This is a genomic window from Streptomyces zhihengii (assembly GCF_016919245.1).
Lineage (GTDB): Bacteria > Actinomycetota > Actinomycetes > Streptomycetales > Streptomycetaceae > Streptomyces > Streptomyces zhihengii.
On record NZ_JAFEJA010000001.1, the window covers coordinates 3,776,626 to 3,789,412 of the forward strand.

General features: G+C 72.1%; 12 protein-coding genes. 5 read left to right on the forward strand and 7 right to left on the reverse strand.

Going from position 1 to position 12,787, the window contains the following annotated elements; genetic code table 11:
• Positions 1-72: 72 nt before the first annotated feature.
• Together JE024_RS15840 and dacB are read right to left on the reverse strand one after the other, a co-directional pair.
• A complete protein-coding gene (locus tag JE024_RS15840) occupies positions 73-1,218 on the reverse strand; it encodes an Rv3626c family coenzyme F420 biosynthesis-associated protein (RefSeq protein ID WP_205374209.1) in 1,146 nt (381 codons plus the stop codon).
• A gap of 53 nt (positions 1,219-1,271) precedes the next feature.
• On the reverse strand, positions 1,272-2,681 hold the full coding sequence (gene dacB, locus JE024_RS15845; RefSeq protein WP_205374210.1) for a D-alanyl-D-alanine carboxypeptidase/D-alanyl-D-alanine endopeptidase: 1,410 nt from the start codon (positions 2,679-2,681) through the stop codon (positions 1,272-1,274).
• 97 nt (positions 2,682-2,778) lie between these two features.
• Between dacB and JE024_RS15850 the strand changes: the two genes are divergently transcribed.
• Both JE024_RS15850 and JE024_RS15855 read left to right on the forward strand, forming a co-directional pair.
• Positions 2,779-3,273, forward strand: coding sequence for an inorganic diphosphatase (locus JE024_RS15850; protein ID WP_003968257.1), 495 nt, complete (start codon positions 2,779-2,781; stop codon positions 3,271-3,273).
• 136 nt (positions 3,274-3,409) lie between these two features.
• A complete protein-coding gene (locus tag JE024_RS15855; RefSeq protein ID WP_205374211.1) occupies positions 3,410-5,080 on the forward strand; it encodes a threonine/serine exporter family protein in 1,671 nt (556 codons plus the stop codon).
• Positions 5,081-5,182: 102 nt separating this feature from the next.
• Here JE024_RS15855 and JE024_RS15860 read toward each other — a convergent pair whose 3' ends face one another.
• Positions 5,183-5,875: a DedA family protein gene (locus tag JE024_RS15860; RefSeq protein WP_205374212.1), complete on the reverse strand. Its 693-nt coding sequence runs from the start codon at positions 5,873-5,875 to the stop codon at positions 5,183-5,185.
• 137 nt (positions 5,876-6,012) lie between these two features.
• Here JE024_RS15860 and JE024_RS15865 point away from each other — a divergent pair, with 137 nt between their 5' ends.
• Together JE024_RS15865 and gad are read left to right on the forward strand one after the other, a co-directional pair.
• A complete protein-coding gene (locus tag JE024_RS15865) occupies positions 6,013-6,378 on the forward strand; it encodes a YbjQ family protein (RefSeq protein ID WP_187741661.1) in 366 nt (121 codons plus the stop codon).
• Positions 6,379-6,481: 103 nt separating this feature from the next.
• Positions 6,482-7,906: a glutamate decarboxylase gene (gad, locus tag JE024_RS15870; protein ID WP_205374213.1), complete on the forward strand. Its 1,425-nt coding sequence runs from the start codon at positions 6,482-6,484 to the stop codon at positions 7,904-7,906.
• Positions 7,907-7,948: 42 nt separating this feature from the next.
• Here gad and JE024_RS15875 read toward each other — a convergent pair whose 3' ends face one another.
• Positions 7,949-8,590, reverse strand: coding sequence for a PadR family transcriptional regulator (locus JE024_RS15875; protein WP_205374214.1), 642 nt, complete (start codon positions 8,588-8,590; stop codon positions 7,949-7,951).
• A gap of 39 nt (positions 8,591-8,629) precedes the next feature.
• Between JE024_RS15875 and JE024_RS15880 the strand changes: the two genes are divergently transcribed.
• A complete protein-coding gene (locus JE024_RS15880) occupies positions 8,630-9,331 on the forward strand; it encodes a bleomycin resistance protein (protein ID WP_205374215.1) in 702 nt (233 codons plus the stop codon).
• A gap of 164 nt (positions 9,332-9,495) precedes the next feature.
• Here the strand turns inward: JE024_RS15880 and JE024_RS15885 are convergent, their stop codons facing one another.
• The 3 genes from JE024_RS15885 to JE024_RS15895 form a co-directional block, all read right to left on the reverse strand.
• Entirely contained in the window at positions 9,496-10,038 is a 543-nt protein-coding gene (locus JE024_RS15885; RefSeq protein ID WP_205374216.1) for a DinB family protein, read from the reverse strand.
• Positions 10,039-10,246: 208 nt separating this feature from the next.
• The gene (locus JE024_RS15890) at positions 10,247-11,704 is read right to left on the reverse strand and encodes an aldehyde dehydrogenase family protein (RefSeq protein WP_205374217.1); all 1,458 of its coding nucleotides are present in this window, start codon (positions 11,702-11,704) and stop codon (positions 10,247-10,249) included.
• A 109-nt stretch (positions 11,705-11,813) separates the two neighbouring features.
• Positions 11,814-12,650 carry a Sco1979 family transcriptional regulator gene (locus tag JE024_RS15895; RefSeq protein WP_205374218.1) on the reverse strand — a complete coding sequence of 279 codons (837 nt, stop codon included), beginning with the start codon at positions 12,648-12,650 and terminating at the stop codon, positions 11,814-11,816.
• Positions 12,651-12,787 lie beyond the last annotated feature (137 nt).

Genomic DNA, 12,787 nt, shown 5'->3' on the forward strand with positions numbered 1-12,787 from the left:
GCCTATCCACGGCCTACGGTCCCTCGGACGGGTGATTGGAGGGGCGCGCTTGTGCCACGCGCGTCCTGCCGTTCACGACTCTGCTCTACGGTGCACCCGCGCGACCCAGTCCGCCGGTTTGGCGATCTCCGCCTTGGTCGGGAGCGTGTTGGGGGACGTCCAGACGCGGTTGAAGCCGTCCATGCCCACCTCGTCGACGACGGCCCGCACGAACCGCTCGCCGTCGCGGTACTGGCGCAGTTTGGCGTCGAGGCCGAGGAGCTTGCGCAGCGCGAGGTCGAGACGGCTGGCGCCGCGGGCCCTGCGCTGCTGGAACTTCTCCCGGATCTCCCCAACCGAGGGGACCACGTCCGGTCCGACCCCGTCCATCACGTAGTCCGCGTGGCCCTCCAGCAGGGACATCACGGCGGTCAGCCGGCCGAGGATCTCGCGCTGGGCGGGCGTCTGCACCAGCTCCACGATCGAGCGGCCCTCGTCCTCCTCGCCCTCGGGGCGGGCGCCGGCAAGGGACTGGGCGGCCTCCCGGAGCCGTTCGAGGAAGGTCATCGGATCGACGTCCGTCTCCCCGAGGAATGACTGGATCTCGCCCTGCAGGTGGTCGCGCAGCCAGGGCACGCCGGTGAACTGGGTGCGGTGGGTCTCCTCGTGGAGGCAGACCCACAGCCGGAAGTCGTGGGGATCCACGCCCAGTTCGCGCTCGACGTGGACGATGTTGGGCGCCACCAGCAGCAGCCGGCCGCCGCCGTTCCCGCCCGGGTGGGCCGGCTCGCCCGCGGGCATGTCACGGGTGGCGGGGGCGAAGGTCTCGTACTGGCCGAGCACCCGGGAGGCGAGGAAGGACAGCAGCATCCCCAGCTCCACGCCGGTCACCTTGCCGCCGACCGCGCCCAGCACGGCGCCGCCGGCCGAGCCCGACCTGCGTTCCTGCATCTTGTCCAGCAGCGGCCGCAGCAGTTCGCGGAAGCCCGCCACATTGGCCTTGACCCAACCCGCCCGGTCCACCACGAGGACGGGGGTGTCCTGCGGACGGGAGCCCTCCGGGATCATCCCGGTGAAGGCGCGCACATGTTCCTCGGACGCCCTGGCGTGCCGGCGGAGCTCGGCGACGACGGCACGCGCCTCGTCCCGGCTCACGTCCGGCCCCGGCCGCACGAAGCGGGTCGCGGTCGCCACGGCGAGGTTCCAGTCGACCATCTCGGCACCACCGATGCTCGTCATGCGTCAACCGTACGTTCTCGACCCGTGGGGCGGAGAGGTGTTGGGGGCCGCCGTCAGCCCGCGAGCGCCGCGGCGAGGCGGTCCAGGGCCGCCTGCGCCTCGTACGGCGAGGAGGTGTCCTCCGCGAGGAAGGAGAAGCCGAGGAGCCGCCCGTCCGCGCCGGCCACCGTCCCGGCCAGGGTGTTGACGCCGGTGAGCGTGCCGGTCTTCGCCCGGACCAGGCCCGCGCCCCGGGACGTGGGGCCGTAGCGGTCGTCGAGCGTGCCGGTGAAGCCGGCCACCGGCAGACCGGTCAGCACCGTCCGCAGTTCGGGGTGGGCCGGGTCGGCCGAGCGGGCGAGCAGCGCGGTGAGCAGCTCGGCGGAGACCCTGTCCCGGCGGTCCAGGCCGCTGCCGTCGGCGAAGCGGGCGCCGGTGAGCGGGAGCTGGAGCCTGCGCAGCTGCGCGGCGACCGCCCCGGAGGCGCCCGCGAAGCCGGCCCTGCCGCCGGAGGCGATGGCGGTCTGGCGGGCCAGGGACTCGGCGATGTCGTTGTCGCTGGTGGTCAGCATGCGCTCGACGAGCGCGGACACCGGCACCGAGAGCACCTGGGCCAGCGGCACCGCCCCGGCCGCGGCGCGGCCGTGCGCGGGGGCTCCCTGGAGCCGTACGCCGCGCTCGCGCAGCAGGTCGGCGAAGACGCGGGCGGCCTCCCGGGCCGGGTCGGCCGAGCGGGTGGCGGGGCCGGTGCTGCGGGGGTCGTTGCGGCCCTGGTCGACCATGAGGGCGCTGACGGGGGCGATGTTGTCGTTGGGGCCGATGGGGTGCAGCAGCGGGCCGGTGTAGAGCGAGGTGTCGTAGCCGAGGCGGACGGCGGCGGTCCCGTTCTCGCGCAGCGCCTCGGCGGTGCGGTCGGCGAGGGTCGCGAGGCGGGCCCGGTCGAGGGAGGCGTCGCCGCCGCCGACCAGGGTGATCTGCCGTGCCCCGGGAGCGGCGACGACCGTGGTGGGGATGCGGTGGTCGGGGCCCGCCGCGGAGAGGGCCGCGACCGCGGTGGCGATCTTGACGGTGGAGGCGGGGGTCATCGGCTCGGCCGCGCGGCTGCCCCAGAGGCGCTCGCCGGTGGTGAGGTCGATCACGCAGGCGGCCGGCGACGGGCCGAGGCCCGCGTCGGCGAGCAGCGGTCCGAGCGTCTTCGCCAGGGACGCCGGCGGGGTCGCGGGCGCCTCGGCCGCGCGCGGCCGGGTCGACGAACCGCCCAGGGCGGCCAGCACGGCGGGGGCGCTGGGCGCCGGGGCGGGCCGCTTCGCGGCCGGTGCCTCGTGATGTGCGCCACCCGTACCCTGGTGGGCGGCCGCCCACCGCCGCTCGGCCTTACGCTGACCCGTGTCCCAGGGCCCCGCCGCGGTCACCGCCCCGGCGGAGAGGGCGAGGCCGACCACGGCAGCACCCGCCGCGAGCTGCCACGTCCTGACCTTCGGCACCCCGCACCAGCCCCTTTCGCGATCACACACGTGCGTGAGGGACACTTAATCACCGTCAATCGCGTCTTGCTATGTCTTGATCATGGAGGAGCCACCCGTGGAGTTCGACGTCACCATCGAGATCCCGAAGGGGTCGCGGAACAAGTACGAGGTGGACCACGAGACCGGTCGGATCCGCCTGGACCGTCGACTCTTCACCTCGACCAGCTACCCGGCCGACTACGGCTTCGTCGAGAACACCCTCGGCGAGGACGGCGACCCGCTGGACGCGCTGGTCATCCTGGACGAGCCGACCTTCCCCGGCTGCCTGATCAAGTGCCGCGCCATCGGCATGTTCCGGATGACGGACGAGGCCGGCGGCGACGACAAGCTGCTGTGCGTGCCGGCCTCCGACCCGCGCGTCGAGCACCTGCGCGACATCCACCACGTGTCGGAGTTCGACCGCCTGGAGATCCAGCACTTCTTCGAGGTCTACAAGGACCTGGAGCCCGGCAAGTCGGTCGAGGGCGCCGACTGGGTCGGCCGCGCCGAGGCCGAGGCCGAGATCGAGGCCTCCTACAAGCGCCTGGAGGCGCAGGGCGGCGCTCACTGACGCCACCCGGCACACGCTCCGGCGCGGGCGGGACACCCTGGGTGTCCCGCCCGCGTCGCGTGTCGCCCCATGTCCGTGCCCATACTGGGCAGAAGCGCCGGACAGGGGCTGGTACGAGAGGGAGCGAGGTCGACGAGTGGTGGCGGAGTCCGAGGGTCCGGAAGACCGGAAACCTCAGTCCGACGAGGCGCACAGCGCCTTCAGCCATCCCGCAGGGCTGGATCAGCCGGAGGCGCCCGAAGAGGACCACCCCAGTTCGGAGTTCGCCGTTCCGCGGGGGCTCGTCCCGGAGCCGCCCCCCGAGCCCGAGGGCTCGGCCTTCGCGCCGCCGTCCACGTACAGCGCCAAGAACTCGCCCCCCGCCTTCACCCCCGCGCACGGCATCCCCGTCGTCCGGGTGACCAAGGGCGCTCCCTGGCAGGACCGGATGCGGGCCATGCTGCGGATGCCCGTGGGCGAGCGGCCGGTCCCGGAGACCGCGCACCGGCAGGACGAGGCCGGGCCCGCCGTGCCGCGCGTGCTCGACCTGACGCTGCGTATCGGCGAGCTGCTGCTCGCGGGCGGCGAGGGCGCCGAGGACGTCGAGGCGGCCATGTTCGCCATCTCGCGCTCGTACGGGCTGGACCGCTGCGAGCCGACCGTCACCTTCACCCTGCTGTCGATCACCTATCAGCCGTCCCTGGTGGACGACCCGGTGACGGCCAACCGCACCGTCCGCCGGCGCGGCACCGACTACAACCGGCTCGCCGCGGTGTACCGGCTGGTCCACGACATCAGCGCGGAGGAGTCCGAGGTCACGCTGGAGGAGGCGTACCGGCGGCTCGCGGAGATCCGGCGCAACCGCCACCCCTTCCCCGGCTGGGCGCTGACGCTGGCCGGGGGCCTGCTCGCGGGCGCGGCCTCGGTGCTGGTCGGCGGTGACCTGGTGGTGTTCCTGGCCGCGGCGGTGAGCGCCATGCTCGGCGACCGGCTGGCCTGGCTGGCCGCCGGGCGCGGGCTGCCGGAGTTCTACCAGTTCGTGGCCGCCGCGATGCCCCCGGCCGCGGTCGGGGTGGCGCTCTCGCTGTCCCCGCTGGAGGTGCGGGCGTCGGCGGTGATCACCGGTGGCCTGTTCGCGCTGATCCCGGGACGGGCGCTGGTGGCCGGCGTCCAGGACGGGCTCACCGGCTTCTACATCACGGCGGCGGCCCGGCTGCTGGAGGTGGGCTATCTCGTCGTCGGCATCGTCGTCGGTGTGCTGGGCGTGCTCTACCTCGGCTTCGCGCTCGACGCCGGTCTCCAGCCCGAGACCGCGATCCACAGCGTGCAGCGGGCGGTGGTGCAGACCCTCGCCGCGATGACCCTGTCGCTGTGCTTCGCCGTGATGCTCCAGCAGGAACGCTCGACGGTGTGGCTGGTCACGCTGAACGGCGGGGTCGCCTGGGTCGTGTACGGGGCGCTGGCGGACACCGCGGGGGTGTCGCCGGTGGCGGCGACGGCCGCCGCGGCGGGTCTGGTGGGCATCTTCGGGCAGATGCTGGCCCGCTACCGCTTCGCCTCCGCGCTGCCGTACGTCACGGCCGCGATCGGCCCGCTGCTGCCCGGTAGCGCGACGTACTTCGGGCTGCTGTCCATCGCCCGGGGCGACCTCAACCCGGGGCTGGCCTCGCTCAGCAAGGCGGCGGCACTGGCGCTGGCCATCGCGATCGGGGTGAACCTGGGCGCGGAGACGACCCGGCTCTTCCTGCGGGTCCCGGGCGTCGCGGGCGTGCCGGGCGAGCAGCAGCCGGGCGGCCGGCGCGCGGCCAAGCGGACCCGCGGCTTCTGACGCCGGACGGGGGCGCCGCGGGCTCGCGGGGTCCCCGCCGGGAACGCCGAAGCGCCCCCGGCGGCGGGCCGGGAGCGCTTCTGGCGGTGCGTGGCGGGGCGTTCAGCGCTTGGCGTGACGGCCGCGCGAGGACGGCGGATTGGTGTCGGGGCCCTCGCCCGCGGCGGCCGCCTTCTTGCTCTTGGAGCGGGCCCGCAGGAACTCGACGGCGATCGGGACGACCGAGATCAGGACGATCAGGATCAGGATCGCCTCGATGTTCTGATGGACGAACTCCACCTTGCCCAGCGCGGCGCCGAGCAGGGTGACACCGGCGCCCCAGAGCACCCCGCCGATGACGTTGAACGTGACGAAGGAGCGGTAGTTCATCCGGCTCACACCGGCGATGATCGGCGTGAACGTGCGCACGATCGGCACGAAGCGTGCCAGGACCAGGGACTTCGGGCCGTACTTCTCGAAGAACTCGTGGGCCTTCTCGACGTTCTCCTGCTTGAACAGCCTGGAGTCGGGGCGCTTGAAGAGCGCGGGGCCCACCTTGCGGCCGAAGAGGTAGCCGACCTGGTCACCGATGACCGCGGCGAGCACGATCAGCATGCACACCAGCCAGAGCGGCATGTCGATCTTGCCCGTGGTCACCAGCAGACCGGTGGTGAACAGCAGCGAGTCACCGGGGAGGAAGAAACCGATGAGCAGGCCGGATTCGGCGAAGACGATGACCAGGACGCCGATCAGCCCGAATGTGGTGATCAGATAGTCCGGGTCGAGCCAGCTAGGCCCGAGCGCAAGGGTGTTCACGAGGTCCGGACTCCTGTGTGTGATGTGGGTCGGTCGGCAAAGTCGGCCGCCCCAAAGTATCAACGCACAAGAAGGGTCCCGCGTTCCACCGGTGCCTCGCGGATGCGCCCGGGGCGACGGGCCGGGAAGCTGGATCCATGGGTATCGAGGACTACGGCGGCGGGCAGGGCCCGGGCAGCGACGTACTGGTCGTCACGACGAACGACGTCCCGGGTCACCGGGTGGATCAGGTGATCGGTGAGGTCTTCGGCCTGACCGTCCGCTCACGGCATCTGGGCAGCCAGATCGGCGCGGGGCTGAAATCGATGGTCGGCGGTGAGCTGAAGGGCCTGACCAAGACTCTGGTCGAGACCCGCAACCAGGCCATGGAGCGCCTGGTGGAGCAGGCGCGCAGCCGGGGCGCCAACGCGGTGCTGGCGTTCCGTTTCGACGTGACCGAGGCGGCGGACGTGGGCACCGAGGTGTGCGCCTACGGCACCGCGGTGGTGATCACCCGGGTGTGACCCGGCGGCGCGGGCCGGCCCCGACGGGTGCGACCCGGCGGTGCGAGGCCCGCGTCGACGCCTCGCGTTGCGGGGGGTACGAGCCCGTACGAGCCTGAGATGTATGGCACTTCACCAAGGCGCAGCGGACCCGGGCGAGAGCACCCAGGAGCGGGCCAGGCTCTCCCTCAACCCCTTCTTCGGCGAGGCCGACCCCGTGGCCGGCATGTCGTCCGCGCCACCCACGCACCGCCTTCCGGACGGCCCCCTCGCGCCGCACACCGCCTACCAGCTGGTCCACGACGAGCTGATGCTCGACGGGAACTCCCGGCTGAACCTGGCCACCTTCGTGACCACCTGGATGGAGCCCCAGGCGGGCGTCCTGATGGGCGAGTGCCGCGACAAGAACATGATCGACAAGGACGAGTACCCGCGCACCGCCGAACTGGAGCGCCGGTGCGTGTCCATGCTCGCCGACCTGTGGCACGCGCCCGACCCGTCGACGGCGGTGGGCTGCTCGACGACCGGGTCCAGCGAGGCGTGCATGCTCGCCGGGATGGCGCTGAAGCGGCGCTGGGCGCAGCGGAACGCGGACCGCTATCCGGGCTCCGCCCGGCCCAATCTGATCATGGGCGTCAACGTGCAGGTCTGCTGGGAGAAGTTCTGCAACTTCTGGGAGGTGGAGGCGCGGCTGGTGCCCATGGAGGGCGAGCGCTTCCATCTCGACGCGCAGGCCGCGGCCGACCTCTGCGACGAGAACACCATCGGTGTCGTCGCCGTGCTCGGGTCCACCTTCGACGGCTCGTACGAGCCGGTGGCGGACGTGTGCGCGGCGCTGGACGCGCTCCAGGAGCGCACCGGGCTCGACATCCCGGTCCATGTGGACGGCGCGTCCGGGGCGATGGTGGCCCCGTTCCTCGACGAGGACCTGGTGTGGGACTTCCGGCTGCCGCGGGTGTCCTCGATCAACACCTCGGGCCACAAGTACGGCCTGGTGTACCCCGGTGTCGGCTGGGCGCTGTGGCGCTCCCCCGCCGAGCTGCCCGAGGAGCTGGTGTTCCGGGTGAACTACCTGGGCGGCGACATGCCGACGTTCGCCCTCAACTTCTCCCGGCCGGGCGCGCAGGTGGTCGCCCAGTACTACACGTTCCTCAGGCTGGGGCGCGAGGGCTACCGGGCCGTGCAGCAGGCCGCCCGGGACATCGCGACCGGGCTGGCGCGGCGGATCGGCGAGCTGGAGGACTTCCGGCTGCTCACCCACGGCGACGAGCTGCCGGTGTTCGCCGTCACGACCGCGGACGACGTCACCCGCTTCGACGTGTTCGACGTGTCGCGCCGGCTGCGCGAACGGGGCTGGCTGGTGCCCGCGTACACCTTCCCGGCGAACCGGGAGGACCTGTCGGTGCTGCGGGTGGTGTGCCGCAACGGCTTCTCCGCGGATCTGGCGGAGCTGCTGATGGAGGACCTGCGGCAGCTGCTGCCCGAACTGCGCGACCAGCCGCATCCGCTGAGCAGGGACACGGCGGTGGCCACGGCCTTCCACCACTGAGCACGGGCGCCGGCGGCCGCCACGGGCCCGCCGGCGCCGGGCTCAGCCCTCGTCGCCGGCGTGCCGCTCGCCCGTCGCGTACGGGTTCTCCTCGCCCTCGGCGAGGACGCCGACGAAGGGATCGCCCTCGCCCGCGAAGGTGTAGGCGCCGGCCTCGACACGGGCGATGAGCCCGCGGGTCCACTCGGCGCCGAAGTCGGCCGAGGCGACCCACAGGTTCATGATCTCGCCGATGTGGCCGAGGACCTCGGGGCCCTCCTCCGGGGTGTAGTAGCCGGTCACCGACGCCCGCCACTCCTCGATGCCGCGCACCCGCTCGGCCAGCAGGGCGACGGCCTCCTCGCGCGGGAGGTCGACGATGAAGCCGATGGCCGCCGACAGCACGTCCGTCTTCGCGTCGTACGCGGTCAGGGACGCCCGCAGCAGGGCGAAGTACTCCTCGGTGCCCCGGTCGGTGATCTCGTACTCGGTGCGCGGCGGGCCGCCCGCGGTGGAGGGGGCGATCTCATGGGCGTGCAGCAGTCCCTGCTTCGCCATCTGCTTGAGCGCGTGGTAGATCGAGCCCGGTTTGGCGTTGGACCACTCGTGGGCGCCCCAGTACTCCAGGTCGTTGCGGACCTGGTAGCCGTGGGCCCGGCCGTGCTGGCGCACGGCGCCGAGGACCAGAAGCCGGATCGCCGACATCGCGATTCCTTTCTATTCAACTTTGACTAGAGTAGTGGGATGACCGAGAAGACCATCCCGCTCCTCCCTTGCCGGTCCATCCAGCCGGTCGTCGATTTCTACACCGCCCTGGGCTTCGAGACGACCTACCTCCAGAAGAGCCCCTACCCGTACGCGGCCGTCCGGCGGGGCCCCGTCGAGCTCCAGTTCTTCGGGATGAAGGACTACGATCCGGCCGGCTCCTACTCGGGCGTCTACATCGTCACCGACGACGTGGACGCCCTCTACGAGACCTTCCGCGGCGGCCTGAAGGAGGCGTACGGGCGGATCCCCCGGCGCGGGCTGCCGCGCATCGGCCCGCTGAAGGACATGTCGTACGGGATGCGCCAGTTCCTGATGTCGGACCCGGGCGGGAACTCGGTCCGGGTCGGCCAGGAGATCGCCGCGGACAAGAGCCTCGCGCCCGTCCCCCGGGAGACGTTCGAGAAGGCGCTGCACCTCGCCGACCTCTTCGCGGACTCCAAGGAGGACCTGCCGGGCGCCGCCCGGATCGTCGACCGGGCGCTCGGCCGCGAGGACACCCGGCCGACGCCCGTGCAACTGCTGCGGCTGCTGGTGCTGCGGAGCGACATCGCCGGGCGCCTCGGCGACGACGCGCTGGCCGCGGCCACCCTGGCGCGGGCGGCGGCGGTCGAACTGGGCCCGGCCGAACGGCAGTCGGCGGCGGACGCGCTGGCGCGGCTGCGCGAGCTGGAGGGCTGAGGGGGCGGGTCCGCCGGGGCCGGCCCGCACCGCGGACGCGCCCGGGCCCCGCGCCCGGGCCCGTCCGGCTGACCGGTCGGTGCGGTGGCAGCCCGGGGCCCGGGGATCGGCGCAGGCGGGGAGCCCGGGGAATCGGCGGGAGGCGGGAGCCCCGGCCCCGGGGCTCAGTCGGCGGCGTGCTCCAGGGCGATCAGGTCGAACGCGCCCTTGCCGTCGAGCGACTCCCGGATGATGTCCGCGTGGCCCGCGTGCCGGCCGATCTCCTCCACCAGGTGCAGCATCAGCCAGCGCATCGAGACCTCCGCATCCTTCGGGAACCAGGGCGCCGGGGGCAGCGGGAAGGTGTCGTCCAGGCTGGGCACCGAGCGGACGAACTCCTCGGTCTCCCGGGCGACGGAGTCCCAGAACGCCAGCACACCGGGGATGGTCTCGCCGTCCACGAGGCGGAAGCTGTCGCCCCAGGTGTCCTCGGTCCGCTGCTTCTCGTTCGGCTTCCGCTGCGCCATCCGCAGCCAGTTCAGCTCGGTCTCGGCGACATGCTTGAGCAGACCGGAGAGGGAGAGCTCGCTGGCGCTGGGGCGGCTCGCGGCCTGCTCCTCGGTCAGTCCGAGCACCGATCGCCGGACGGCACCGCGCTGCGCCTCGACGAAGGAGATCAGCGCGCCGCGCTCGTCACCGTGTGCCTCCGCGGGAACGTGAGTGACCATGGTGTCCGCCTTCCGGTCCGGGGAAGGACCTCTCCTTCCCACACCCCACACGCTACGGACCCTTGAGGACAACTTCTGTCCTCAAGGCTCCGCGCGCGCCGGACGTGTCGGGGGCGCCGGGGCGCCTGCGGAGAGGGCGGATCCCGGTCCGGGCATGCGGAAGGCCCGCGGAGCCGGAAGGTCCGCGGGCCCGGAGGATCCTCTGGGCTCAGAAGGGGAAGCGCGAGCGGCCGTGCTGCACCGAGATCCACTTCTGGGTGGTGAAGGCGTCCAGCATGGAGTCGCCGTTCAGCCGGCCCACCCCGGAGTGCTTCTCGCCGCCGAAGGGGACGATCGGCTCGTCGTGGACCGTGCCGTCGTTGATGTGGATCATGCCGGTGTGGACGCGCTTGGCGAGGCGGACGCCGCGCTCGACGTCCGCCGTGTGCACGGCGCCGCTGAGGCCGTAGGGGCTGTCGTTGGCGATCCGCACGGCCTCGTCCTCGCCGTCGAACGGGATGAGCAGGGCCACCGGGCCGAAGATCTCCTGGGTGAGCACGGGCGAGCCGGCCGGGATGCCGGTGAGCACCGACGGCGCCACCAGGTTGCCCTCGGTCGCGCCGTGCACCAGCGCGGTCGCGCCGGACCGGACCGTCTGCTCGACCAGCGAGGAGACCGCCTCGGCCTGGGAGGAGTTGATCAGCGGGCCGATGTGGGTGGCCGGGTCGGCCGGGTCGCCGACGTTCAGCGTCCGCACCTTGGCGACGAACTTCTCGGTGAACTCCGCCTCCACCGAGCGGTCCACCAGGATGCGGTTGGCGGCCATGCAGACCTGGCCCTGGTGCACGAAGCGGCTGAAGACGGCCGCGTCGACGGCGTAGTCGACATCCGCGTCGTCCAGCACGATCAGGGCGCTGTTGCCGCCGAGTTCGAGGATGGCGTGCTTGAAGTTGGCCGCGCACACGGTCGCGACGTGGCGGCCCACCTTGTCGGAGCCGGTGAAGGAGATCGCCTTCGGGACCGGGTGCTCCAGGAGGGCGTCGCCGATCTCGGCGATGTCGGTGATGACGACGTTCAGCAGACCGGGCGGCAGGCCCGCGTCCTCGAAGACCTTGGCGACCAGGGAGCCGCCGCAGACGGGCGTGTTCTGGTGCGGCTTCAGCACCACCGCGTTGCCGAGCGCGAGCGCCGGGGCGACGGACTTGATCGACAGCAGGAAGGGGAAGTTGAACGGGCTGATGACGCCGACCACGCCCACCGGGACCCGGTAGACCCGGTTCTCCTTGCCGTCGACGGGCGACGGCAGGATGCGTCCCTCGGGGCGCAGCGCGAGCTGGATCGCCTCGCGGAGGAACTCCTTGGCCAGGTGCAGCTCGAACGCGGCCTTCAGACGGGTGCCGCCGAGCTCCGCGACGATCGTCTCGGCGATCTCCTGCTCGCGGTCCTCGATGATGCGCAGCGCCTTCTCGAACACCAGCCGGCGGGCGTACGGGTTGGTCCCGGCCCACTGCTCCTGGGCCCGCTCCGCGGCACGGTACGCCTGGTCGACCTCGGCCGCCGTGGCGACGGTGATGGACGCGAGCTTCTCCCCGTCGTACGGGTTGAAGTCGATGATGTCCCAGGAGCCGCTGCCCGGCTTCCACTCGCCGTCTATGTACTGAAGTGCCAGTTCGGTGAAGAAGGACATGCGATCACTGCTCCATGGGCGAATGCGGCGGTGGCCGGCGCGGGCACAGCGTGCTGACGCGTATCTGATGTGGCGTCATCGTACTGACGTTTCAGTCGAGTTGAAGGAGTCAGATGAGCTGGAGGAGCCCTCGCAGGACGTCCCGGGTCTCGGCCGGGTCGGGGCTGTCCTCGCACAGCCGCCCCATCACCCTCTCGTACAGGGCCACCTCCTCGCGCTTGTCGAGGTAGAGGGCGCTGGTGAGCTGCTCCAGGTAGACGATGTCCGAGAGGTCGGACTCGGGGAAGCGCAGCATCGTGAAGGCGCCGCTCTCGCCCGCGTGACCGCCGAAGCTGAACGGCATCACCTGGAGGGTGATGTTCGGGTGCTCGGAGACCTCGATGAGGTGCCGGAGCTGGTCCTGCATCACGGACCGGTCGCCGTAGGGCCTGCGCAGGGCGGCCTCGTCGAGGACGACATGGAGCTGCGGGGCGTTCTCGGAGACCAGGGCCTTCTGGCGTTCGAGGCGCAGCGCGACCCGCTTGTCGATCTCGGCGGCCGGCGCGTCGGGCATGCCGCGGAGGACCACGGCGTGGGCGTAGGACTCGGTCTGGAGCAGCCCGTGGACGAACTGCACCTCGTAGATGCGGATCAGCGAGGCGGCGCCTTCGAGGCCGATGTACGTCTGGAACCAGCCGGGCAGCACATCGCCGAAGCTGTGCCACCAGCCGGCGACGTTCGCCTCCTTGGCGAGGCCGAGCAGCGAGCCGCGCTCGGCGTCGTCGGCCACTCCGTAGAGGGTGAGGAGGTCCTCGACATCACGCGCCTTGAAGCTCACCCGGCCCAACTCCATACGACTGATCTTGGATTCGGAGGCGCGGATCGAGTACCCGGCCGCCTCGCGGGTGATACCGCGGGACTCGCGCAGTCTTCTGAGCTGGGAGCCCAGCAGGATGCGCCGTACCACCGAGCCTCCGCCCGGACCGTCCGGGCGGGGGTAACCCCACGACCCGGCTGACTCAGCCGTCTCTCCTGCCGCCACGACCCGACCCTCCCCATCTCTCTGCGCCCTGCAGGCGTGCACCGATCGTCTCCGAGGTCCCC